Annotated in this window: 24 protein-coding genes; 17 read left to right on the forward strand and 7 right to left on the reverse strand. The window is 69.9% G+C overall.

The window, feature by feature from the left end; translation table 11 throughout:
• Positions 1–259 precede the first annotated feature (259 nt).
• The 9 genes from AB0C82_RS03970 to AB0C82_RS04010 all read left to right on the forward strand — a co-directional run bounded on the left by AB0C82_RS03970 (position 260) and on the right by AB0C82_RS04010 (position 7,029).
• Positions 260–808: a 2-oxo-4-hydroxy-4-carboxy-5-ureidoimidazoline decarboxylase gene (locus AB0C82_RS03970; protein WP_362837029.1), complete on the forward strand. Its 549-nt coding sequence runs from the start codon at positions 260–262 to the stop codon at positions 806–808.
• A 166-nt stretch (positions 809–974) separates the two neighbouring features.
• Positions 975–1,355: a succinate dehydrogenase, cytochrome b556 subunit gene (gene sdhC, locus AB0C82_RS03975; protein WP_362836004.1), complete on the forward strand. Its 381-nt coding sequence runs from the start codon at positions 975–977 to the stop codon at positions 1,353–1,355.
• Positions 1,356–1,360: 5 nt separating this feature from the next.
• Complete coding sequence (locus tag AB0C82_RS03980; protein ID WP_185298974.1) at positions 1,361–1,837, forward strand: succinate dehydrogenase hydrophobic membrane anchor subunit; 477 nt, start codon at positions 1,361–1,363, stop codon at positions 1,835–1,837.
• Between the two features lie 29 nt (positions 1,838–1,866).
• Positions 1,867–3,621, forward strand: a complete 1,755-nt coding sequence (gene sdhA / locus AB0C82_RS03985; protein ID WP_362836006.1) for a succinate dehydrogenase flavoprotein subunit — start codon at positions 1,867–1,869, stop codon at positions 3,619–3,621.
• The gene (locus AB0C82_RS03990) at positions 3,621–4,397 is read left to right on the forward strand and encodes a succinate dehydrogenase iron-sulfur subunit (protein ID WP_362836008.1); all 777 of its coding nucleotides are present in this window, start codon (positions 3,621–3,623) and stop codon (positions 4,395–4,397) included. Before sdhA ends, AB0C82_RS03990 begins: the two co-directional genes overlap by 1 nt.
• 136 nt (positions 4,398–4,533) lie before the next feature.
• Positions 4,534–5,130 carry a hypothetical protein gene (locus AB0C82_RS03995; protein ID WP_362836010.1) on the forward strand — a complete coding sequence of 199 codons (597 nt, stop codon included), beginning with the start codon at positions 4,534–4,536 and terminating at the stop codon, positions 5,128–5,130.
• A 248-nt stretch (positions 5,131–5,378) separates the two neighbouring features.
• Positions 5,379–5,813, forward strand: coding sequence for a hypothetical protein (locus tag AB0C82_RS04000; protein WP_362836012.1), 435 nt, complete (start codon positions 5,379–5,381; stop codon positions 5,811–5,813).
• A 3-nt stretch (positions 5,814–5,816) separates the two neighbouring features.
• Complete coding sequence (locus AB0C82_RS04005; protein WP_362836014.1) at positions 5,817–6,248, forward strand: DCC1-like thiol-disulfide oxidoreductase family protein; 432 nt, start codon at positions 5,817–5,819, stop codon at positions 6,246–6,248.
• Between the two features lie 49 nt (positions 6,249–6,297).
• Positions 6,298–7,029, forward strand: coding sequence for a TetR family transcriptional regulator (locus tag AB0C82_RS04010; protein WP_362837031.1), 732 nt, complete (start codon positions 6,298–6,300; stop codon positions 7,027–7,029).
• A gap of 76 nt (positions 7,030–7,105) precedes the next feature.
• Here the strand turns inward: AB0C82_RS04010 and AB0C82_RS04015 are convergent, their stop codons facing one another.
• From AB0C82_RS04015 to AB0C82_RS04025, 3 genes are all read right to left on the reverse strand, one after another.
• Positions 7,106–8,659 (reverse strand): ABC transporter substrate-binding protein, encoded by a 1,554-nt coding sequence (locus AB0C82_RS04015; protein ID WP_362836016.1) that lies wholly within the window; start codon positions 8,657–8,659, stop codon positions 7,106–7,108.
• Between the two features lie 245 nt (positions 8,660–8,904).
• Positions 8,905–10,263 (reverse strand): metallophosphoesterase, encoded by a 1,359-nt coding sequence (locus AB0C82_RS04020; RefSeq protein ID WP_362837033.1) that lies wholly within the window; start codon positions 10,261–10,263, stop codon positions 8,905–8,907.
• Positions 10,264–10,383: 120 nt separating this feature from the next.
• Positions 10,384–10,629: a hypothetical protein gene (locus AB0C82_RS04025; RefSeq protein WP_362836018.1), complete on the reverse strand. Its 246-nt coding sequence runs from the start codon at positions 10,627–10,629 to the stop codon at positions 10,384–10,386.
• A 157-nt stretch (positions 10,630–10,786) separates the two neighbouring features.
• On the opposite strand from AB0C82_RS04025, the gene AB0C82_RS04030 reads away from it, so the two are divergent.
• Positions 10,787–12,052, forward strand: coding sequence for a D-alanyl-D-alanine carboxypeptidase (locus tag AB0C82_RS04030; protein WP_362836020.1), 1,266 nt, complete (start codon positions 10,787–10,789; stop codon positions 12,050–12,052).
• Here the strand turns inward: AB0C82_RS04030 and AB0C82_RS04035 are convergent.
• Positions 12,000–12,962, reverse strand: a complete 963-nt coding sequence (locus AB0C82_RS04035; RefSeq protein WP_362836022.1) for a YihY/virulence factor BrkB family protein — start codon at positions 12,960–12,962, stop codon at positions 12,000–12,002. The genes AB0C82_RS04030 and AB0C82_RS04035 overlap by 53 nt on opposite strands.
• A gap of 161 nt (positions 12,963–13,123) precedes the next feature.
• Here AB0C82_RS04035 and AB0C82_RS04040 point away from each other — a divergent pair, with 161 nt between their 5' ends.
• Entirely contained in the window at positions 13,124–14,473 is a 1,350-nt protein-coding gene (locus AB0C82_RS04040; protein WP_362836024.1) for an FAD-binding oxidoreductase, read from the forward strand.
• Positions 14,474–14,633: 160 nt separating this feature from the next.
• Entirely contained in the window at positions 14,634–15,389 is a 756-nt protein-coding gene (locus AB0C82_RS04045) for a decaprenylphospho-beta-D-erythro-pentofuranosid-2-ulose 2-reductase (protein ID WP_362836026.1), read from the forward strand.
• A gap of 50 nt (positions 15,390–15,439) precedes the next feature.
• Here the strand turns inward: AB0C82_RS04045 and AB0C82_RS04050 are convergent, their stop codons facing one another.
• Positions 15,440–16,030 carry a 2'-5' RNA ligase family protein gene (locus AB0C82_RS04050; RefSeq protein WP_362836028.1) on the reverse strand — a complete coding sequence of 197 codons (591 nt, stop codon included), beginning with the start codon at positions 16,028–16,030 and terminating at the stop codon, positions 15,440–15,442.
• 90 nt (positions 16,031–16,120) lie between these two features.
• Entirely contained in the window at positions 16,121–17,134 is a 1,014-nt protein-coding gene (gene trpS / locus AB0C82_RS04055) for a tryptophan--tRNA ligase (protein ID WP_362836030.1), read from the reverse strand.
• Between trpS and AB0C82_RS04060 the strand changes: the two genes are divergently transcribed.
• From AB0C82_RS04060 to rocD, 3 genes are all read left to right on the forward strand, one after another.
• Complete coding sequence (locus tag AB0C82_RS04060) at positions 17,133–17,948, forward strand: RNA polymerase sigma factor (RefSeq protein WP_362837035.1); 816 nt, start codon at positions 17,133–17,135, stop codon at positions 17,946–17,948. The two genes, trpS and AB0C82_RS04060, sit on opposite strands and share 2 nt — an antisense overlap.
• The gene (locus tag AB0C82_RS04065) at positions 17,932–18,573 is read left to right on the forward strand and encodes a hypothetical protein (RefSeq protein ID WP_362836032.1); all 642 of its coding nucleotides are present in this window, start codon (positions 17,932–17,934) and stop codon (positions 18,571–18,573) included. Before AB0C82_RS04060 ends, AB0C82_RS04065 begins: the two co-directional genes overlap by 17 nt.
• 62 nt (positions 18,574–18,635) lie before the next feature.
• The gene (rocD, locus tag AB0C82_RS04070; RefSeq protein WP_362836034.1) at positions 18,636–19,841 is read left to right on the forward strand and encodes an ornithine--oxo-acid transaminase; all 1,206 of its coding nucleotides are present in this window, start codon (positions 18,636–18,638) and stop codon (positions 19,839–19,841) included.
• 232 nt (positions 19,842–20,073) lie between these two features.
• Here rocD and AB0C82_RS04075 read toward each other — a convergent pair whose 3' ends face one another.
• Entirely contained in the window at positions 20,074–21,474 is a 1,401-nt protein-coding gene (locus AB0C82_RS04075; protein WP_362836036.1) for a PLP-dependent aminotransferase family protein, read from the reverse strand.
• A gap of 46 nt (positions 21,475–21,520) precedes the next feature.
• Between AB0C82_RS04075 and AB0C82_RS04080 the strand changes: the two genes are divergently transcribed.
• Positions 21,521–22,033, forward strand: coding sequence for a carboxymuconolactone decarboxylase family protein (locus AB0C82_RS04080; RefSeq protein ID WP_362836038.1), 513 nt, complete (start codon positions 21,521–21,523; stop codon positions 22,031–22,033).
• A 62-nt stretch (positions 22,034–22,095) separates the two neighbouring features.
• Entirely contained in the window at positions 22,096–22,830 is a 735-nt protein-coding gene (locus AB0C82_RS04085; RefSeq protein WP_362836040.1) for an isocitrate lyase/phosphoenolpyruvate mutase family protein, read from the forward strand.
• Positions 22,831–22,940 lie beyond the last annotated feature (110 nt).

Raw genomic sequence — 22,940 nt, forward strand, 5'->3', positions numbered from 1 at the left:
TCAGTTGTCCGAAACTCTGCCGTCCGGGTGATTTTCATGAGTCCTTCGGGCGGCCGTTGCCCTCTCTCGCTAGCGTTACGGCACATTCGTCTCTCCCTTCACCTTCTTCACTTCCTTCACCCGTGCAACCTCGTTGCCCTCCGCCCCCTCTTGGAGGGGGCAGAGATGTCGTCCGTTCGAGGAGTCCACGCTGTCCAGGTCCAGCGAGTCCCACGCCGGCCTGCCGAAGCGACCGCACCAGCGGGCCGGGCGGGCGGCCATACCGGTCCAGACCCGCGGCACCGCACCGCCGGGCGCCCACTCCGCGGGCCTGGCCCGCTTCAACGCGGCGCCGCGCGCCGAGGCGGAGGCCGCGCTCCTGGAGTGCTGCGGAAGCCACCGCTGGGCCCTGCGGATGGCCGCCCACCGCCCGTTCCCGGATCTCGACGCCCTGCTCGCCGCCTCCGACGAAGCGGGCTACGACCTGTCTCCCACGGATATCGCCGAGGCGCTCGCCGGAGAGACGGCCCCCTGCCTCCATCACGCCGCGCCCAGGGCGGCGCATCTCGCGCTCCGGGCCGCCCACGCCGCGTACGAGAGCCGGTTCGGCCACGTCTTCGTGATCAGCCTGGACGCGCACCGGCCCTCCCAGCACGTGGATCAGGTGCTGGCCGGGATCAGGGCCAGGCTGGCGCACGACCCGGACGAGGAACGTGCGGTCACGGCGGACGAGATGCGGCGGCTCGCCCGGGAGCGCATCATCGAGCTGGTGACGGACGAGGGCCCGACGAGGGGCCCGGGCCGGAGTGCGCCCTTTGGGATGCTCTAGCCCGTCCGTGCCTGTTTGATTGCCACTTTGATCACACCAGAGGCCCCGGGGCGAACGAACCGACAAAGCGTCGCTACGATGGCCAGGGCCGGTGGACCGTACCCGGCCGGGTCAGACCGACAGTCAAGCCGGCCGACCCCAATCCCCGCTCCCGGAGGGTTCTTCCGTGCCGGCTGGAACGCTGTACCGCGGCCGGGAAGGCATGTGGTCGTGGGTGGCTCATCGAGTCACCGGTGTCCTCATTTTCTTCTTCCTGTTCGTACACGTCCTGGACACCGCTCTCGTGCGTGTCTCCCCCGAGGCGTACGACGAAGTCGTGGCCACTTACAAGACATGGCCCGTCGCGCTGCTCGAATACGGTCTCGTGGCCGCCATCCTGTTCCACGCTCTGAACGGTCTCCGCATCGTCGCCGTGGACTTCTGGTCCAAGGGCCCGCGCTTCCAGAAGCAGATGCTCTGGACCGTGATGGGCATCTGGATCGTGCTGATGGTCGGGGCGCTGTATCCCGTCCTCGGTCACGCCGTACGCGAAGTCTTCGGGAGCTGATGCCAATGTCCACCGAAAGCACTTCCGCGATCGGCGACGTCGAGGGCGTCGCCCTTTACGACGTCGACCACCCGGCCCCGGTCATCGAGCCGCCGCGCAAGCGGACCGGCAAGACGCCCAAGGGCTCGCGCACCAACTTCGAGATGTACGCCTGGCTCTTCATGCGCCTGTCGGGCATCGTGCTGGTCGTCCTGGTCATCGGCCACCTGCTGATCCAGCTGGTGCTGGACGGCGGCGTGTCCAAGATCGGCTTCGCCTTCGTGGCGGGCCGCTGGGCTTCGCCGTTCTGGCAGGTCTGGGACCTCACCATGCTGTGGCTCGCCATGCTGCACGGTGCCAACGGCCTCCGTACGGTCATCAACGACTACGCCGAACGGGACAACACCCGCTTCTGGCTGAAGATGCTCCTGTACACCGCCACGGTGTTCACCGTCCTGCTGGGCACGCTGGTGATCTTCACCTTCGACCCGAACATCCGCTAGGCGCCGGGACAGAGGGACCAGAGGAAACCATGCAGATCCACAAGTACGACACCGTCATCGTCGGCGCCGGCGGCGCCGGTATGCGCGCGGCCATCGAGTCGACGAAGCGCAGCCGCACCGCCGTGCTGACGAAGCTCTACCCCACCCGCTCCCACACGGGCGCCGCGCAGGGCGGCATGGCCGCCGCGCTCGCCAACGTGGAAGAGGACAACTGGGAGTGGCACACCTTCGACACGATCAAGGGCGGCGACTACCTGGTCGACCAGGACGCCGCCGAGATCCTGGCGAAGGAGGCCATCGACTCCGTTCTCGACCTGGAGAAGATGGGCCTGCCGTTCAACCGCACGCCCGAGGGCAAGATCGACCAGCGCCGCTTCGGCGGTCACAGCCGTAACCACGGCGAGGCCCCGGTCCGCCGGTCCTGCTACGCCTCGGACCGCACCGGCCACATGATCCTCCAGACGCTGTACCAGAACTGCGTCAAGGAGGGTGTGGAGTTCTTCAACGAGTTCTACGTCCTGGACCTCCTGCTCCAGGAAGTGGACGGCGTCAAGAAGTCCGCCGGCGTCGTGGCGTACGAGCTGGCCACCGGCGAGATCCACGTCTTCCAGGCGAAGTCGATCATCTTCGCCTCCGGCGGCACCGGCAAGTTCTTCAAGGTGACGTCGAACGCGCACACCCTGACCGGTGACGGCCAGGCCGCCGCGTACCGTCGCGGTCTGCCGCTGGAGGACATGGAGTTCTTCCAGTTCCACCCGACGGGCATCTGGCGCATGGGCATCCTGCTGACGGAGGGCGCCCGCGGTGAGGGCGGCATCCTCCGCAACAAGGACGGCGAGCGCTTCATGGAGAAGTACGCGCCCGTCATGAAGGACCTCGCGTCCCGTGACGTCGTGTCCCGCTCCATCTACACGGAGATCCGTGAGGGCCGCGGCTGCGGTCCCGAGGGCGACCACGTCTACCTCGACCTCACGCACCTCCCGCCGGAGCAGCTGGACGCGAAGCTCCCGGACATCACGGAGTTCGCGCGTACGTACCTCGGCATCGAGCCCTACACGGACCCGATCCCGATCCAGCCGACCGCGCACTACGCCATGGGCGGCATCCCGACGAACGTCCAGGGTGAGGTCCTCGCGGACAACACCACGGTCGTCCCGGGCCTGTACGCCGCCGGCGAGGTCGCGTGCGTCTCGGTGCACGGCGCCAACCGCCTGGGCACCAACTCGCTTCTCGACATCAACGTCTTCGGACGCCGGTCGGGCATCGCCGCCGCCGAGTACTCCGCGAAGAACGACTTCGTCGAGCTTCCCGAGAACCCGGCGCAGCTCGTCGTCGACCAGGTCGAGCGCCTGCGGAACTCGACGGGCACCGAGCGCGTCGCCACGCTCCGTCTGGAGCTGCAGGAGTGCATGGACGCCAACGTGATGGTGTTCCGCACCGAGCAGACCATCAAGACGGCCGTCGACAAGATCGCCGAGCTGCGCAAGCGCTACCTGAACGTGTCCATCCAGGACAAGGGCAAGCGGTTCAACACCGACCTCCTGGAGGCCGTCGAGCTGGGTAACCTGCTCGACCTGGCCGAGGTCATGGCGACGTCCGCGCTCGCCCGCAAGGAGTCCCGCGGCGGTCACTACCGCGAGGACTACCCGAACCGCGACGACGTCAACTTCATGCGCCACACCATGGCGTACCGCGAGGTCGCAGACGACGGCACCGAGTCGATCCGGCTCGACTACAAGCCGGTCGTCCAGACCCGCTACCAGCCGATGGAGCGTAAGTACTGATGGCTACCCCCACCCTGGAGAAGTCCGACAAGGCTCCCGAGCCCGAGGCCGGCTTCGCCGACTCCCCGTACATCACGGCCACCTTCCGGATCCGCCGGTTCAACCCCGAGGTCTCGGACGAGGCCCAGTGGCAGGACTTCCAGATCTCGATCGACCCGAAGGAGCGTGTTCTCGACGCCCTTCACAAGATCAAGTGGGAACTGGACGGCACGCTGACCTTCCGCCGCTCCTGTGCCCACGGGATCTGCGGCTCGGACGCGATGCGGATCAACGGCAAGAACAGGCTCGCCTGCAAGACGCTGATCAAGGACCTGAGCCCGGAGAAGCCGATCACGGTCGAGGCCATAAAGGGCCTCACGGTCCTCAAGGACCTCGTGGTCGACATGGACCCGTTCTTCCAGGCCTACCGCGACGTCATGCCCTTCCTCATCACCAAGGGGAACGAGCCGACCCGCGAGCGTCTGCAGTCCTCCGAGGACCGCGAGCGCTTCGACGACACCACCAAGTGCATCCTGTGCGCCGCGTGCACGTCCTCGTGCCCGGTGTTCTGGAACGACGGGCAGTACTTCGGCCCGGCGGCGATCGTCAACGCGCACCGCTTCATCTTCGACTCGCGCGACGAGGGCGGCGAGCAGCGCCTGGAGATCCTCAACGACCGTGACGGTGTGTGGCGCTGCCGCACGACGTTCAACTGCACGGACGCCTGCCCGCGTGGCATCGAGGTCACCAAGGCGATCCAGGAAGTGAAGCGCGCTCTGATCACGCGTCGCTTCTGATCCTCCTGCTTCACGCACTGCCCAGGGGCCCCGTCCTTCGCCGTGACACGGCGAAGGACGGGGCCTTCTGCTGCGCCCGCCCCGTGCGGGCGGTACGGTCGTGCGGAGCTTGTGACCAAGAGGAAGGGGGCATGCCGTGAGCGATCCGAATCCCTACGCGGACGACTCGTACACGTGGGGGCCGCCGCGGCAGCAGCCCGGCAATCCGCCCACGATGCCCGACGGGCAGGCCTACGGCTATCCGGCGGGCGCCACCCAGGGGTACGGCTACCCGCAGCCCCTGCCCGAGGACGCGGCGCAGCCCGGCCCCGGCTACGGCTATCCGGCGGCCGGTTACGGACAGCCGACGATGCCCGGCAACTACCTCGCGCAGCCGGGGACGCAGGGCGGTGTGCCGATGCTGGCGCTCGGCGACATCACCGTCATGAACGACTCGATCGTGACCCCGTCCGGGACCATGCCCCTCAAGGGCGCGATGTGGACGGCCACCGACATGTCGCGCACCGAGGAGAAGATCCCGACCGTCGCGATCGTGCTCGCGATCGTCTTCGCCCTGCTGTGCCTGGTCGGTCTGCTCTTCCTCCTGATGAAGGAGAAGCAGACCACGGGCTTCATCCAGGTGACGGTCACCAGCGGCGGCAGGCACCACGCGACGCTGATCCCCGCGACGGGGCCGCACACCTTCCCGATGGTCATGGCCCAGGTCAACGCCGCCCGCTCGATGAGCGTCTGAGCAGCCGCCCGCGCCTCCGTCCCCTTCCCTCCATCTCCTTCGCTCCGGTCGGCCGCGACGTCCGCCCGCCCTCCTGACGACCGCCCACGGGCCCGGCACACACGTGCCGGGCCTTTCGCGTTCCCATGCTCACCCGTCCCGGGCCTCGCCATGCCCCGGGACCCCCACACCCCCGTCTTGAACATGTTCAAAGATGGGTCTACAGTCCATGACAACAGCTTTTGAACACGTTCAAGGGAGCTCGGGGCATGGACCTCACAGTGGTCGCGTACGTCATCTACCTGCTCATCAGCGTCGCCCTCACGATCTGGGTCGCCCGCACGCTCAGCCGCAACGGCAAGGTGTTCCTCGCCGACGTCCTCCACGGCAACGAGAAGCTGGCCGAGGCCGTGAACCACCTGCTGGTGGTCGGCTTCTACCTGGTCAACCTCGGCTTCGTGACGCTCTATCTGAAGAACGCCGACAGCGTGACCGACGCCAGGCAGCTCTTCGACGCACTGTCGACGAAGGTCGGCGTCGTGCTGCTGGTGCTCGGCGCGATGCACCTCGGCAACGTCTACGTGCTCAACAAGATCCGCCGCCGGGGCCTGATGGAGCGCGAGCAGACCCCTCCCGTACCGCCGCAGGGCTGGACCGGACCCGCCCAGCAGGGTCCGTGGGCCGCACCCGCCACCGGGAAGTGACCGGTGACGACCGCCGGAGGGCGCACACCGGTCGCCCGCCTCACGGTGCTGTACGACGCCCAGTGCTCGCTCTGTGTCCACGTGCGCCACTGGCTGCTGAAGCAGCGCCAGCTGGTCCCGCTGGACCTCGTGCCGGCCGCCTCCGAGGAGGCGCGCCGGCGCTTCCCCAGGCTCGACCACGCGAGCACGCTCACCGAGATCACGGTGATCGGCGACCGGGGGCAGGTGTACCGCGGAACCTCGGCCTGGATCGTCTGCCTCTGGGCGCTGGCCGAGCACCGGCACCGGGCCCACTGGCTGACCACCCCGGCGGGCCGGCCCTTCGCACGGGCGACGGTGCTGGCGGCCGCGAAGTACCGCTCGGTGACCGCGTCCCCGTGCGGGGACGGAGCGGCCTGCGAGGTCCCGGTCCTGGGCAGTGGCACGGGCGACTAGCCTTGGGGCCGTGGCGAGCGACGAACGAGATGAGACGGACGACCCGGGCGTGACGGACGGACACGGCGGGAAGGAAGTCAGGCCGGTCAAGGCCCAGAAGAGCGAACAGACCCGCACCCTCATCCTCGAAACCGCGCTCCGGCTCTTCCAGGAGCGCGGCTTCGACAAGACGACGATGCGGGCCATCGCCAAGGAGGCCGGGGTCTCCGTCGGCAACGCCTACTACTACTTCGCCAGCAAGGAACACCTCGTCCAGGGCTTCTACGACCGGATCGGCGCCGAGCACGAGGCGGCCGCCCGCGAGGTCCTGGACAAGGAGACGGACCTGGAGACCCGGCTCGCCGGTGTGCTGACGGCCTGGCTGGACATCGCGGCGCCGTACCACGAGTTCGCGGCGCAGTTCTTCAAGAACGCCGCCGACCCGGAGAGCCCCCTCAGCCCCTTCTCCGCCGAATCGGAGCCCGCACGCGAGGCGTCCATCGCGATACACCGCGAGGTGCTGGCCGGTTCGAAGGCGAAGATCCCCGCGGAGCTGGAGGACATCCTCCCCGAGCTGATGTGGCTCTCCCAGATGGGACTCGTCCTGTACTGGGTGTTCGACCGCTCGCCGGAGCGCGAGCGCAGCCGCCGCCTCGCCGGCCGCGGCGCCCGCCTCACCACCAGGGGCGTGGCCCTGGCCCGGTTCCGGGTGCTGCGCCCGCTGGTCCACGAAGTGCACGAGCTGTTCACCGACTTCCTGCCGGGCATGGCCGAGACGGCCACGGCCCGCAAGAGGGCCTGAGGGCCGTCCGGTCACACGAAGCGGCCCCGCACCTTCCTCATGGGGAGGGTGCGGGGCCGCTTCGGATACGGGCCGGTCAGATCCAGCTCAGTTCCCACAGGCGCCAGATGCCGGTGCCGTCGGAGAGGTACTGCGAACCGGACACGTCCGTCTTGCTGACCACGTAGTCCTTCTTCTGCCACAGCGGTACGAGCGGCACGTCCTCGCCGACCAGCGCCTGGAGGTCCTTGAAGTCCGCCGAGGTGCGGCTCCGGTCGCTGTACTGGAGCGTCGACGTGATGAGCGAGTCCATCTGCTTGCTGGTGTAGCCGTTGTGGAGGCTGTTCTCTCGGCCGACCAGCGGCTGGCTGAAGGTGTCGGGGTCCGGGTAGTCGGGGAGCCAGCCGACGGTGTACGCGTCGTAGTCGCCCGCCGCGTAACCCTTCTGGAAGTCCTGCCACTCCACGGCCTTCACCGCGACCTTGAACAGACCGTCCTTCTCCAGCTGGCGGCGCAGCTCCGCGGTCTCCTTGGTGTAGGAGGAGTCGGCGCGGTAGGCGAAGGTGATGTGCAGCGGCGTCTGCACGCCGGCCTCCGCCATCAGCTGCTTGGCGCGCTTGGCGTCGGGCTGCGGGTACGCGTCGAAGAACGGGGTGCTGTGCCCGATGTAGCCCTGCGGGATCAGCGAGTAGAGCGGTTCGACGGTGCTCTTGTACACGTCGGTCACCAGCGGGCCGCGGTCGATGATCGACGCGATGGCCTGGCGGACCTTCTTGTTCGCCAGCGGGGCGCCCTCACGGACGTTGAACACGAGGTTGCGGATCTCGGCGCTGTCCGCCTCGGTGACCCGCAGCTCGGGGTCGGCCGGGTTCAGCTCGGCGAGCCTGGCGGGCGGCAGCTGGCGGTGCGTCACGTCGAGCACGTCGGCGTTCCACGCCGTCAGAAGCTCTTCGGATCCCTTGTAGTAGCGGATGGTGACCGGGCCACCGGTCTTCTGCAGGGCGCCCTTGTACCTGGGGTTGGGGGCCAGCTCGGCGCTCACACCGGGCTCGAAGGCCTTCAGTACGTAGGGACCGGAACCGTCGACCTCGTTACCGGCGCGCAGCTTGTCGTCCGGGTACTGCTCGCGGTCGACGATCGATCCGGCGCCGGTGGCCAGCTTCTGAGGGAACGTCGCGTCGCGCGCGCCGAGGTTGAAGGTGATCGTCAGGTCGTCGGCCACGACCGACTTGAGGCTCGGGAACAGCACCGAGGGGCCGACGTCCGTCTTGATCCTGAGCATCCGCTCGAAGGAGTACTCGACGTCCTTCGCCGTGACCTTCCGGCCGTTGGAGAACGTCAGGTCGTCGCGCAGCTTGCACTGGTACGTCTGGAGCTTCTGCCCGATGAAGTTGCAGCTCTGGGCGGCGTCGGGCTCCGGCACGATCGCACCGGACTTGAAGCTCATGAGGGACTGGTACAGGTTGCTGTAGATCGCCCAGGAGCCGGCGTCGTACGCGCCGGCCGGGTCCAGAGAGGTGACCTCGTCCGTCGTACCGACCGTGATGGGGTCCGTCTTCACCTCGTCCGAGGGGAGCAGTTGCCAGGCACCGAAGCCTGCGATGACCAATACCGCGAATATCGCGAGAATCCGTACCCGGATCGACCGCATTGCCGTGCTCTCCCTTACCAGCCCCACCTCGGCAGATGCACTTCAGAGGCGCACATCACCGCATGTTCGTGCATACCTAATCACACGATTTTCACATCTGGAAGAGTAAATCGGACACTCACAGCCTTTTGTTCGACACTCGAAACCTTGCAAGTCCGAAATGGCTGAAATAACTCCTTCCGTCAGGAGATTTCGTCGCCGGCTGTGATGGTCGTGTGCGTTTTCCATGCTCACGGGAGCGGGCGCTACGCCTGTCGGGAAGCGAGCTCCACCACGGTGATGTCGGACGGCGCGCCCACCCGGACGGGCGGGCCCCAGGCGCCCGCGCCGCGCGAGACGTAGAGCTGGGTGTCGCCGTAGCGTTCGAGCCCCGCGACCGTCGGATTGGCCAGTTCGGCGAGGAAGTTGCCGGGCCAGAGCTGACCGCCGTGGGTGTGCCCGGAGAGCTGGAGGTCCACGCCGTGCTCGACGGCGTCGTGGATGACGACGGGCTGGTGGGCGAGGAGTACGGAGGCGCGGTCGCGGTCCCGGTCACCGAGCGCGCGTACGAAGTCGGGGCCCTGGCCCTCGCTCTCCCCCGCGATGTCGTTGACTCCGGCGAGGTCGAAGCCGTCGATCTCGACCCGGGCGTTCTCCAGCGGACGCAGGCCCAGCTCCCGTACGTGGTCCACCCATTGGGCGGCGCCGGAGAAGTACTCGTGGTTCCCGGTGACGAAGTAGCTGCCGTGGCGGGCCTCGAGCCCGGCCAGGGGCTCGGCGGCGGTGCCGAGGTCGGCGACGGACCCGTCGACCAGGTCTCCGACGACAGCGATCAGATCCGGCCTCGTGCGGTTGATCGTCTCGACGATCCGCAGGGTGTGTGCCCGCCCGAGGACGGGCCCGAGGTGGACGTCGCTGACGACGGCGATGCGGTAACCGTGCGCGGAGCGCGGCAGCTTGGCGAGAGGGACGGTGACCCGCTTGACGCGGGGGCCACGCAGCACCCCGTAGGTGCCGTAGCCGACGGTGCCCAGCCCGGCCGCCGCGGCGGCGCCGCCGACCGCCCGGGCGACGAACAGCCGCCGCGAGGGCATGGCGAGGGACGAGGCCGGAGCGGGGCCGGGGCCTTCGGTTGCGCCGGCGCCCGGTCCGGGAGCCGGGGACGGCCGGGAGGGCGCACCGGACGGGACCAGTGCGTCGTTACGGTTCCTGGCGTCGGTGAGGGGTTCGGAAAGCGGTCCGGTGCCCGTCTCCGTGCCGTCCTCCGTGGCCACGGATCCCGGCTGCCGCTCGGCGGCGGCCGCGCGGTCCCTGCGGTCGAGCACGCGGCGCAGGACGGGCCGCACGGCCTCGCCGACGAGCAGGGCCAGCGTCAGGTAGAGCAGCGCGGCCAGCCACAGGAAGCCCGGCCAGGCCAGCACCTGTTGCATCCAGAAGGGAGCGCCCGCACGGCCGGAGACCATGGCCCCGACGGACAGCAGGGGCAGGACGAAGACGGCCACCGTGCCGGCCTTGCGCACCGCGCTCCCCGGTGTCGTCGTGTCACCGACGAAGCGCCGCCACACATAGCGGTGCACGCCCGCGAGCAATGCCACCACCGCGACGGCCACCAGCACGAAGACCACAACCACGTCCGCTCCCCCACCCACGCGTCGGCCGGGGCCCGATCGGGCCCCGGTTTGTCACTCGTCCCCCGGCCGGGTGTGCCCGGCCCGATGTGCCCGGCCCGCGTCGGGGCCGGCCTTTCAGGTGCGCTCTGCGCGCAAAGCCCTGACGCCACGGAACCCGATCACTCCGACTGCCGTCCCCAGAAGAAACGACGCGATGGCGAGCAGCAGATGTACCCAGAAGTACGCCGTCGGGTCGCCCGCGTCGTCGAACGCGAGCCCGCTGCCGTCCTTCCAGAGATTCTTGGCGAAAGTGATCCAGATGAACCAGCTCCACACCCCGAAGGCGAGCAGGAACCAGGAGACGGGGCGGCTGAGCTTCATGGATTCAGTATCGCCTTCGCCCGCCGGACGGCTCGCCCGGGGTGGGGGCCCCGAAGGGGGGCCCACCGGTGCTCCGGGTGGGCTGTCCCGGCGGTATGCCCGGCGGGTCAGAGCATCGAGGTCCCGATCCACACCTTCGCCATGTACGTTTCCGACCGTGCCTGCACTGAAAAAGATCGCGCTGACGATCACCTCCGCCGCGTTGCTGTCCGTATTTGTTGTCAGCCCCGCTTCTGCGGCCGACAAGGACAAGACCGACGACAAACAGCCCAAGCCTACCCAGCCGATGTCGCAGGTCGGCGGGGAACAGTTGGGACGGGTGGGTACCCAGGTTCAGCTGGGACCCGGCGCACCGGTACTGCCCAAGCGGCTCACCGGCCGGTCGTGGATCGTCGCGGACGCGGAGAACGGCCAGGTACTCGCCGCGCACAACTCCCACTGGCGGCTGCCACCCGCCTCGACGCTGAAGATGCTCTTCGCGGACACGCTCCTGACGCAGCCCGAACTGCTGCCGAGGACCAAGGAGCACCAGGTGACCGCGCTGGAACTCGCCGACATCGGCGAGGGGAGCAGCCTCGTGGGCCTCAAGGAGGACCACACCTACTCGGTGCACGACCTGTGGCTCGGTGTGTTCCTGCGTTCGGGCAACGACTCGGTGCACGTCCTGTCGTCGATGTACGGCGGTGTTCCCAAGACGGTCGACGCCATGCAGAAACACGCCGAGGAGTTGCAGGCACTCGACACGACGGTCGTGTCGCCCGACGGCTACGACGCCCCGAAGCAGGTCTCCAGCGCGTACGACCTCACGCTCTTCGCCCGCAGTGGACTGCAGAAGCCGGACTTCCGCGAGTACTCGGCCACGGCCACCGCCAGCTTCCCGGGTGAGAAGAAGAAGGGGAAGAAGCGCGAGACCTTCGAGATCCAGAACACCAACCGTCTGATGACCGGTGACATCGGCGTGGCCCCGTACAAGGGCATCGCGGGCGTCAAGAACGGCTACACGACCCATGCGGGCAACACCTTCACCGGTGTCGCCGAACGGGACGGCAAGGTGCTGCTCGTCACCGTCATGAACCCGTCGTCCGACGAGAGCCACGCCGTCTACAAGGAGGCGGCGAGCCTCCTCGACTGGGGCTTCGCCGCGAGCGGCAAGGTGACCCCCATCGGCGAACTGGTGCCGCCGAAGTCGGTGGACACGGGGGCCGGGAAGGGCGCCCAGCCCGCCAGCGGCGCCAACACGACTGAGCAGGAAGGGAAGGACGCCGGTGCCGTCGCCGCGGCGGCCTCCGAGGACGGCTCCAGCGGGGTCGGGATCGCACTCGCGATCGTCGGCGGCCTGCTGGTGGTGCTGTCGGCGGCGGTGTTCCTGGTCAACCGGCGCTGGCCGCTGCCCGACCTGGTCCGGCGTCTTCCCCGCCGCTGACCTCCCGCCGCGCGGCCTGTTCCGCCTCGCCCTGCTCCTCGTCCGGCTCATCCGCCGGCTCCTTGCTCCGCGTCGCCGTCCAGGCGGCGCAGAAGAGCAGGAGCTTCGCGCTGAAGTTGATCCACAGGAGCAGGGCGACCGGCACGCCGAACGCGCCGTACATGCTCTTCCCCGCCACGTCCCTCATATAGCTGCCGAGCAGCAGTTTGAGCAGCTCGAAGCCGACCGCGCCGACGAGGCCGGCGACCACGAGCCGGCGTCGCGGCGGCTGCACGCCCGGAAGCAGCGTCAGAAGGTAGAGCAGCAGCAGGAAACCGGCGAACACCGACACCACCAGAGCGGCGGCCTGCAGGAGCACGCCGCCCCAGCCGTTCCCCTCGATGCCCAGCCGGTCGGCGGTCCAGCCGACCGTCGTGGACCCGATCGCGGAGACGGCGAACGTCACGAGCGCCGCGCCACCGAGCCCGAGAAGCACCCCGGCGTCCTTGAGCTTGCGCAGGACCGGATTGCCCTCGTCCGCGTCGTCGATGCCCCAGACCGCGCGCAGGCAGTCCCGCATCGAACCGACCCAGCCGATGCCGGTGACGAGCAGCAGCGCACCGGCGACCAGACCGACGGTGCCCGCGTGTGCCACCAGGTTGTCGATACCGAGCTGGTCGGAGATGCCAGGGACCTGTTCCGCGATCTTGTCCTCGATCTTCTGCAGCTGGTCGGCGGAGAGCAGCGCGGCCCCGATCGCCGCGCCGACCGCGATGAGCGGGAAGAGCGCGAGAAAACTGATGAAGGTGATCGCGGCGGCGAGCCGGGCCCAGTGGGCGCGATCCAGCGTCTCGTACGAGCGGTACGCGTGGGTCAGCATCAGCCGGGACACGAGCGGCCCGATGACGGGAAGTTTCTTCAGCCAGTCCATCACCTACGCCTACCCCCGTGGCCCGGAAATGCGGACGCCCCTCTCCGGTTGCCTGCGAAAGATTCATTTCAATGCGCCCCTGCACCCACTCAATCGCCCATTTCGGTGAGTGATGTAACAAATCCCTCAAAGGTGTTTTCCCGGGCGATAACGTCACCATCATGTCTGTCGACACCGTCTCCCTGACCGGCTGGGGCCGCACCGCCCCGACGACCGCCCTGCGGTTCCGGCCCCGCACGCACGAGGAGGCGGTGGCCGTGGTGTGCGGCCGCGGACCCCGCGGTTCCATCGCGCGCGGCCTCGGTCGCGCCTACGGCGACGCCGCGCAGAACGCGGGCGGTTCGGTCCTCGACATGACCGCCCTCAACCGCGTCCGCGGCGTCGACACCGTCACCGGCACCGTGGTCTGTGAGGCCGGGGTGAGCCTGCGGCGTCTGACGCAGGCGGTCTTGCCGCTCGGCTGGTTCCCGCCGGTCACCCCCGCGACCGGCCACGTCACCGTGGGAGGCGCGATCGCCTCCGACGTCCATGGCCGGAACCACCATGTCTCGGGGTCCTTCTCCCGGCACGTACAGGCGTTGGACCTGCTGACCGCCGACGGCGAGGTACGGACGGTCCGCCGCGGCAGCGCTCTCTTCGACGCGACAGCGGGCGGCCTGGGGCTCACGGGCGTCATCCTCACCGCCACGGTCGGACTCCGGCCCGTCAGGACCTCGTTGATGTCGGTCACCACCGAACGGGCCACCGACCTCGACGACCTGATGGGCCGTCTCACCGAGGGCGGCCGTCACTCCACCTACGCCGCCGCCTGGGTCGATCTCCTGGCGCGCGGCCGGTCCACGGGGCGCGCCGTACTCACCCGGGGGGAGCACGCACCACTGAGCGCGCTCCCGGCGCGCGCCCGGCGCACGCCACTGCTGTTCCGCCCCGCGCATCTGCCCGCCGTCCCCTCGTACCTCCCCGAAGGGCTGCTGGGCCGGGCGTCGGTCGCCCTGTTGAACGAACTCCGCTACCGCGCTTCCCCCAGGCGCCGTACCGGAGAACTCCAGCGCGTCTCCACGTTCTTCCACGCCCTGGACGGCGCCCCGCACTGGAACCGCGTCCACGGCCGCAGCGGCTTCGTGCACTACCAGTTCGTCGTCGGACACGGTCAGGAGGAGACGCTGCGGCGCATCGTCCACCGGATCTCGCGGCGCCGCTGCCCCGCGTTCCACGCGGTGCTCAAACGGTTCGGCAAGGGGGATCCGGGGTGGCTCTCCTTCCCGATGCCCGGCTGGAGTCTGGCCCTCGGTCTCCCTGCGGCGCTCCCCGGACTGGCGCGGTTCCTGGACGAACTCGACGAGGAGGTGGCCGCCGCCGGAGGCCGGGTCTGTCTGGCGAAGGACGCGCGGCTGCGTCCGGAGACGCTCGCCGCGATGTATCCCCGGCTGGCCGAATTCCGTGCGCTGCGGGCGGAACTGGATCCGGACGGGGCGTTCCGCTCGGACCTGTCCCGCCGCCTCGGCCTCTGAGGTCCGCCCACCACCTCGCCCCGGGCGCACGCCCCGTTGCCCCCGGGGGGTCCGCCTCACCTTCCCCGGGGGCCCGCCGCTCTCTTCCCCGGGACATCACGCCCGCTCTCCGCGGAACGTCCGACCCGCTCTCTCCTCCGCCCTGACCAGGAGTGTTTCCATGAAGGACGCCTTCGGTGATCCGCAGTCCCTGCTCGTCCTCGGCGGCACCTCGGAGATCGGTCTGGCGACCGCACGCCGGCTGATCGGCCGCCGCACCCGCGCGGTCCGGCTGGCGGGGCGGCCGTCCCCCGCGCTGGAGCAGGCAGCCGCCGACCTGCGGGCGCTCGGCGCCGACGTCCGTACGGTCGCCTTCGACGCCCTGGCCCCGGAGTCGCACGAGGCCACGCTCGGCGCCCTCTTCGCCGAGGAGGACATCGACATGGTTCTGATGGCGTTCGGTGTGCTCGGCGACCAGGCCCGCGACGAGGAGGAGCCCCTCTCCGCGGTCCGGGTCGCCCAGACCAACTACACGGGGGCGGTCTCCGCCGGCCTGGTGTGCGCCGGCGCACTCCAGGCGCAGGGACACGGATCGCTGGTCGTGCTGTCCTCGGTGGCGGGCGAACGCGCCCGGCGCGCCGACTTCATCTACGGGTCGAGCAAGGCCGGACTGGACACGTTCGCCCAGGGCCTGGGGGACGCGCTGCAGGGCACGGGGGTGCAGGTGATGGTCGTACGCCCCGGCTCCGTACGGTCGAAGAAGACCGCGGGCCTGCCCGGGACGCCCCTGGAGACGACCCCGGAAGCGGTCGCGGACGCCATCGTTACCGGGCTGCGGCGGCGCTCGGAGACGGTGTGGGTCCCGGGGTCGCTCCGAGTGGTGATGTCGGCACTGCGCCACGTACCGCGCCCGCTGTTCCGGCGGCTGCCGGTCTAGGGCGGCGGCAGTACGGGCGCCGCCGGTCCGTTCGTTCGGATCAGGCCGGATCAGGAGTGCAGGAAGGGCCGGTCGACGGAGCTGCCGCCCTGCGCGGGCACGGCGGGTGAGCTGCCCCCCGCGCCGAACGGGAACTCGTTGATCTTGCGCCAGACGCTGTCGGCGCCCTGCTCGTACAGAGCGAAGGAACCGCAGGTCCACGCCGCCTCGTAGACGGACAGCTCCTCGTAGGCACGGTCCATCGCCTCCTCGGCGATGCCGTGCGCCACGGTCACGTGGGGGTGGTACGGGAACTGGAGCTCGCGCACCAGGGGCCCCGACGCGTCCCGGACCCTCTTCTGGAGCCAGGAGCAGGCTGAGGCACCCTCGACGACCTGGACGAAGACGACAGGGGAGAGGGGCCGGAAGGTCCCGGTGCCGGACAGCCGCATCGGGAAGGGACGGCCGGCCGCCGCGATCTGCGCGAGGTGCGTCTCGATCGCGGGCAGGTCGGCCGCCTCCGCCACTGTCGGCGGGAGAAGCGTGACGTGGGTGGGAATGCCATGCGCGGCAGGGTCCCCGAAGCTCGCGCGCCGCTCCTGGAGCAGGCTGCCGAAGGGCTCCGGGACCGCGATCGAAACGCCGAGCGTTACGGTCCCCACGTCGTTCTCCTCAGTCTTCGATGGTCGATTTCCGGTCGTCCCGACGCAAGTGTGCCGCCTGGGACCGCGTTCTCGCCAGGGTCCTTGGACTCAGTGCTTGGCGGGCAGAAGGCCCATCCGGTCGTAGGTCTGCGCCAGGGTCTCCGCGGCGACGGCCCTGGCCTTCTCCGCGCCCTTGGCCAGGATGGAGTCCAGCGTCTCGGGGTCGTCCAGATATTCCTGTGTACGGGCACGGAAGGGGGTGACGAAGTCCACCATGACCTCCGCGAGGTCGGTCTTCAGCGCACCGTAGCCCTTGCCCTCGTACTTCTGCTCCAGATCCGCGATTCCAGCCCCCGTGAGGGTGGAGTAGATGGTCAGAAGGTTGCTGACACCCGGCTTCTTCTCCGCGTCGAAGCGGATCACCGTGTCCGTGTCGGTGACCGCGCTCTTGACCTTCTTGGCGGTGACCTTCGGGTCGTCCAGGAGGTTGATGAGGCCCTTCGGCGTCGACGCCGACTTGCTCATCTTGATCGCCGGGTCCTGGAGGTCGTAGATCTTCGCCGTCTCCTTGAGGATGTACGGCGCCGGGATGGTGAACGTCTGTCCGTACCGGCCGTTGAAGCGCTCGGCGAGGTCGCGGGTCAGCTCGATGTGCTGGCGCTGGTCCTCGCCGACCGGCACCTGGTTCGCCTGGTAGAGCAGGATGTCGGCGACCTGGAGAACGGGGTACGTGAAGAGGCCGACGGTCGCCCGGTCGGCGCCCTGCTTGGCTGACTTGTCCTTGAACTGCGTCATGCGGGACGCCTCACCGAAGCCGGTCAGGCAGTTCATGATCCAGCCGAGCTGGGCGTGCTCGGGGACGTGGCTCTGGACGAAGAGCGTGCACCGGTCGGTGTCGAGACCGGCCGCCAGCAGCTGGGCGACTGCGAGCCGGGTGTTCGCGCGCAGCTCCACAGGGTCCTGCGGAACGGTGATCGCGTGCAGGTCCACCACCATGTAGAAGGCGTCGTGGGATTCCTGCAGCGCCACCCACTGGCGGACCGCACCGAGATAGTTGCCGAGGTGGAACGAGCCTGCGGTGGGCTGGATTCCGGAGAGCACGCGGGGGCGTTCAGAGGCCATAGAACTCATTGTCTCAGGTGCGGAACCGAACTCCGGCAACCGGTGTATGAAAGGTGTGAGGACGCGGGAGGGGGCCCTGCATCAGGGGCCGGAGGGGGGCCGCACCGTCGGCGACCGGGCCGGGGGCGGCACCGTCGGGCGGTCCGGAGGGCAGCCCGGAAGCCGGACCGACGGCGACGAGGCCGCGGTAATCGCTCGTGTGCGCGCAGGGGACGCGCAGGCATATGCGCAGCTCGTGCGTGCCCACACGGGGGTGGCGCTGCGGGTCGCGGTCGCCTTCGGAGCGGGGTCGGACGCGGAGGACGTGGTGCAGTCCGCCTTCTTCAAGGCCTATCAGGCCCTCGGGCGATTCCGGGACGGTGCCGCGTTTCGTCCATGGTTGTTACGGATCGTCGCGAATGAGACGAGAAACACAGTGCGGGCGGCGGGCCGCGCGCGGGCGGCGGCCGGCCGCGAGGCCGGCTTCCATGGCGCCGACCCGCTGATACCGGAGTCCGCTGACCCGGCGGTGGCGGCGCTCGCCGAGGAGAGGCGAAGCCTGCTCACCGCGGCTCTGGACGGGCTGAGCGAGGAGCAGCGGCAGGTGGTGACCTACCGGTATCTGCTGGAGATGGACGAGGCGGAGACGGCGCAGGCCCTGGGCTGGCCGAGGGGGACGGTGAAGTCCCGGCTCAACCGCGCGCTGAAGAAGCTGGAGAAGGAGCTGCGGAAGGAACTGCGCCATGAACCGGAGCGCGATGGCGACGGGGACGGCGAGGGCGCCAGGTACGGGAGGGCCCGTGAAGGAGGTGGAAGGCGTGGGGGACGTGGATGAGCCGGTGGGCGGGCATGAGGCGGTGGGCGGGCATGAGCCTGGCGGGGAGGCCCGGGTGGGCCCGGGCCTCCCCGCCGGCAGGGCCCTGCTCCGGGCGGAGCTGCTGGCACTCGGGCGCGGGCTGGACGTGCCGGCGACCGACGGGCTGACGATGGCCGAGCGAGTGATGGCGCAGCTCGTCGCGGAAGGGGTGCCGGTGCCCGCACCGGAGCCTGCGAGTCGTGCGGAGCGGGCCTGGGCCTGGCTTCGCGGGCGCGCCCGGCTGCTCGGAGCCGCGCTCTGCGGACTGCTCGTGGTGCTGGTCCTCACACCGCCGGTGCGGGCGACCGTCGCGGACTGGTTCGCTTTCGGCGGGTTCGAGGTGCGGTACACCCCGGCAGCACCGCCACCGGTGAGCGCGTCGGATCCGCCTGCGGGTCCCGGCGCGCCCGGACCCGCCTGTGGGGCGCCGGAGCGGATTCGGGACGCCGTACCGCTTGCGGAGGCGGCTCGCCGAGCGGGGTTCCGGCCCGTAGTACCGGCGCGCGTCGGCGCCGACCGTTGCTGGATGTCTGAGGCGGGAGCCCGGGAAGGCAAGGAAGGCATCGGGGGCGCGCCGCGCAATGAAGGTTTCCCCGCCAGGTAACCGACCGACGATACAAAGTGGGCACAACCCCCCGCCCACGCCGCACGACGATCGGAGATCCCGTGTCGACCACGGAAACAGCCATCGCCTCAGCCGAGGCGCACAGTGCGCACAATTACCACCCGTTGCCCGTCGTCGTCGCCTCAGCGGAAGGTGCCTGGATGACCGACGTCGAGGGCCGCCGCTACCTCGACATGCTCGCCGGGTATTCGGCCCTCAACTTCGGCCACGGCAACCGTCGGCTGATCGACGCGGCCAAGGCCCAGCTGGAACGGGTGACGCTCACCTCGCGTGCCTTCCACCACGACCGCTTCGCCGATTTCTGTACGCAGCTCGCGGAGTTGTGCGGGATGGACATGGTCCTGCCCATGAACACCGGCGCGGAGGCCGTGGAGACGGCGGTGAAGACCGCCCGCAAGTGGGGGTACCGGGTCAAGGGCGTTCCCGACGGCATGGCGAAGATCATCGTCGCCGCCGACAACTTCCACGGCAGGACGACCACGATCGTCAGTTTCTCCACGGACCACGAGGCCCGGGCGGACTTCGGGCCGTACACACCCGGGTTCGAGATCGTGCCGTACGGCGACCTCACCGCGCTCCGCGAGGCGATGACCGAGAACACCGTGGCGGTGCTGATGGAGCCGATCCAGGGCGAGGCCGGGGTGCTGGTGCCGCCCGCCGGGTATTTCTCCGGGGTCCGTGAGCTGACCCGCGAGCGGAATGTCCTCTTCATCGCGGACGAGATCCAGTCGGGCCTGGGGAGGACGGGAAAGACCTTCGCCTGTGAGCACGAGGGCGTGGTGCCCGACATGTACGTGCTCGGCAAGGCACTCGGCGGGGGCGTGGTGCCCGTGTCGGCGGTGGTGTCATCGGCGGCGGTGCTCGGTGTGTACGGACCGGGCGAGCACGGCTCGACGTTCGGCGGAAATCCGCTGGCCTGCGCGGTCGCGCTGGAGGTCATCGCGATGCTGCGCAGCGGCGAGTTCCAGCAGCGCGCGACCGAGCTGGGCGACCACCTGCACCGTGAACTGGGCGTGCTGGTGGGCCAGGGCGCCGTCGAAGCCGTGCGGGGCCGGGGCCTGTGGGCGGGCGTAGACATCTCCCCGGCCCTCGGGACGGGCCGGGAGATCTCGGAGAAGCTGATGGATCGCGGCGTGCTCGTCAAGGACACCCACGGATCGACCATCCGTATCGCCCCGCCCCTGGTGATCAGCAAGGAGGACCTGGACTGGGGCCTGGCCCAGCTGCGCGACGTCCTGAGCGGCTGACCCACGGGGAGCCGACGGCCCGGGACAGCTCACGGCCCGGGGCCAGAGCGGGGTCAGGAGGCCGGGTCAGGAGGGCAGAGGTCCGGGTTCCAGGGGCCGGGGTTCGGGGTCCGGGGGCCCGGGGTTCGGGGTCCGGAGGTCAGAACTTGGACGTCGGGAGGACGAGGGTCAGGGCTTCAGGGGTTCAGGGGTTCAGGAAGTCAGGTTGTCAGGGGGTCAGAGGGTCAGAGGGTCAGGGCAGTACGCGGCAGAGGGCTTCCAGCGTGCTCGACCAGGCGCTGTCCGGGGGTGAGCCGTAGCTGATGACCAGGGCGTCGCGGCCCGGCGCCGCCTGCGGGTGCCGGTATCGGGACACGCCTTCCAGGGCCAGGCCCTGGAAGGCGGCGGCCTGGATCACCGTTCGTTCGGTGCCCTCGGGGAGTTCGAGCACGGCGTGGAGGCCGGCGGCGATGCCGCTGACCCGGACGTCCGGTGCCCTCTCCGCGAGTGCGGCGACGAGTTGGTCGCGCCTGCGCCGGTAACGCAGCCGCATGGACCGGACATGACGGTCGTACGCCCCGGACGCGATGAACTCCGCCAGAGTCAGCTGGTCCAGCGCGCCGGACGCCCAGTCGGAGACCCCCTTCGCCTCCGCCACCTCCCCGGCCAGCGATTCCGGGAGCACCATCCAGCCGAGCCGAAGCCCGGGGGCGAGGGACTTGCTCGACGTACCGAAGTAGACGACGCGTTCCGGATCGAGGCTCTGGAGCGCCCCGACCGGCTGACGGTCGTAGCGGAACTCCCCGTCGTAGTCGTCCTCCAGGATCAGGCCACCCGAGGACCGCGCCCAGTCCACCGCGGCGGCCCGCCGGTCGGGGTGGAGCGGGACACCCGTCGGGAACTGGTGCGCCGGAGTCATCAGGACCGCGCCCGCACCTCGCATCACCCCGAGATCACCGGTCCGGGAGCCCAGTTCGTCCAGCGGCAGGCACGGGGTGCTCAGCCCCGCTTCCCTCAGGAGGTGCCAGTGCTCATCCAGTCCGTACGACTCGACCACGACGTCCTTCACCCGGCGCTTGCGCAGGACCTTCCCCATCAGCATCAGCCCGTGGACGAATCCGGAGCAGATGACGATCCGTTCGGGACCCGCGTGCACCCCGCGGGCCCGGGACAGGTAGTCGGCCAGCACGGTCCGCAGTTCGACGCGGCCACGCGGATCCCCGTAACCGAAAGCTTCGTTGGGCGCCGCGGTCAGGGCGCGCCGGGCCGCCTTGAGCCACTCCGCGCGCGGGAAGGACGCGAGGTCGGGCGTCCCGGGGCTGAGGCTGTATGCGGGCCTGCCACGTACCGGACGCGACGTGGGCCCCCTGGTGGCGGTCGGGCGCGGGGCGGACCGCCGGGCGACGGTGGTGCCCGAACCCTGCCGGGCGGTGAGCCAGCCCTCGGCGACGAGTTCGGCATAGGCGTCGGCGACGGTGTTCCGGGCGACCCCGAGATCGGCGGCGAGCGTACGGGACGACGGCAGCCGGGTGCCGGGCGCGAGCCGTCCGCTGCGCACCGCCTCCCGCAGCGCCTCCATGAGTCCGCTGCGCAGGCCGCCGCCCACCGGTTCGATGTGCAGGTCGGCCCCGAAAGTGGCCCAGGAATCCGTCATGGAAATGGACCATACCGGTGCGCCACCTGGCCCGTAGCGTGTAGCCATGACGACGCACGAGCACGGTCCCGCCTCTTCCGACTACGCCCCCGAGCACCCCGCCCGCCTCCCCTGGGCCCAGCTCGCCCCCGAGGTCTACAAGGCCATGGTGCGACTCGATGTCGCCGCCGGTAAGGGTCTGGACCCGAAGCTGGTCGAGCTGGTGAAGATCCGGGCCTCGCAGATCAACCGCTGTGCGTTCTGTCTGGACATGCACAGCAAGGACGCCCTCGCGGCGGGCGAGTCGGTCGAGCGGATCGTTCAGCTCAGCGCCTGGGAGGAGTCGCAGCACTTCTACACGGAGAAGGAGCTCGCGGCGATCGCACTGACCGAGGCAGTGACGGACCTGACCACGGGGTTCGTGCCCGACGAGGTGTACGCGAAGGCCGCCGGGCACTTCGAGGAGGCGGAACTCGCCCAGCTGATCGCTTCCATCACGGTGATCAACGCGTGGAACCGGTTCGGTGTGGCCACCCGGCCCGCCCCCGGCCACTACGCGCCGGGCGACCTCAAGCACTGACCTCCGTACGCCCCGCCAGCGCGCCGAGTCCGCAGGCCCGTCCCCTCCCAGGGAGTTCCCTCATGCCCACGTCCGATCCGGTCTCCGTCTTCCGTGCGCTCCATCAGGGGCGCGCGCCGGGCGACCCGTTGGTCCTGCCCGGCCCGTGGGACGCCGTGAGCGCCCGTGCCTTCGAGCAGGCCGGCTTCCCCGCGCTCGCCACGCCGAGCGCCGCCGTCGCGGCCTCGCTCGGTTACGAGGACGGCCGGACACCGGCCGCCGAGATGTTCTCGGCGGTGGCGAGGATCGTGCGGTCCGTGTCCGTGCCCGTGTCCGCGGACATCGAGGCCGGTTACGGGCTGGCGCCGAAGGAACTCGTGGAACGCCTCCTGGAGACGGGCGCCGTGGGCTGCAATCTGGAGGACTCCGTGGACGGGGTCCTCCTCGACCCGCACGAGCAGGCCGACCGGCTGGCGGAAGTGCGGTCGTTCGCGGGTGGCCGGCTCTTCGTCAACGCCCGCGTCGACACGTACCTGCACGACGTTCCGGACCCGGAGTCCGGGGCGATCGAGCGCGGCCGTCTCTACGCGGCGGCCGGCGCGGACTGCGTCTACCCGATCACCGCGCCCCCGGCCGCGCTTCCCAGCCTGGCCTCGGCGATCCCGGTCCCGCTCAACGCCCATGGCTCGCCTCGGGACCCGTCGGACCTGCGCCGCCTCGGAGAGCTGGGCGCGGCGCGGATCACCTTCGGTCCGCTGATGCAGCGAGAGGCCACGGCTGCCCTGCGGGACCTGGCCGGAGCGCTGCTCAGCCGCTGAAACGTCCGCTCGCCGACGCTTGCGCTCTCCGGCCGGCACGGCGAAGCGCCCCCGGCAGCGTGTGCTGCCGGGGGCGCTTCGTCAGAGCGTGGTGCCGAACGTCAGGCCGG

This window comes from Streptomyces sp. NPDC048560 (assembly GCF_040650955.1).
In the GTDB taxonomy this organism is placed as follows: Bacteria; Actinomycetota; Actinomycetes; order Streptomycetales; family Streptomycetaceae; genus Streptomyces.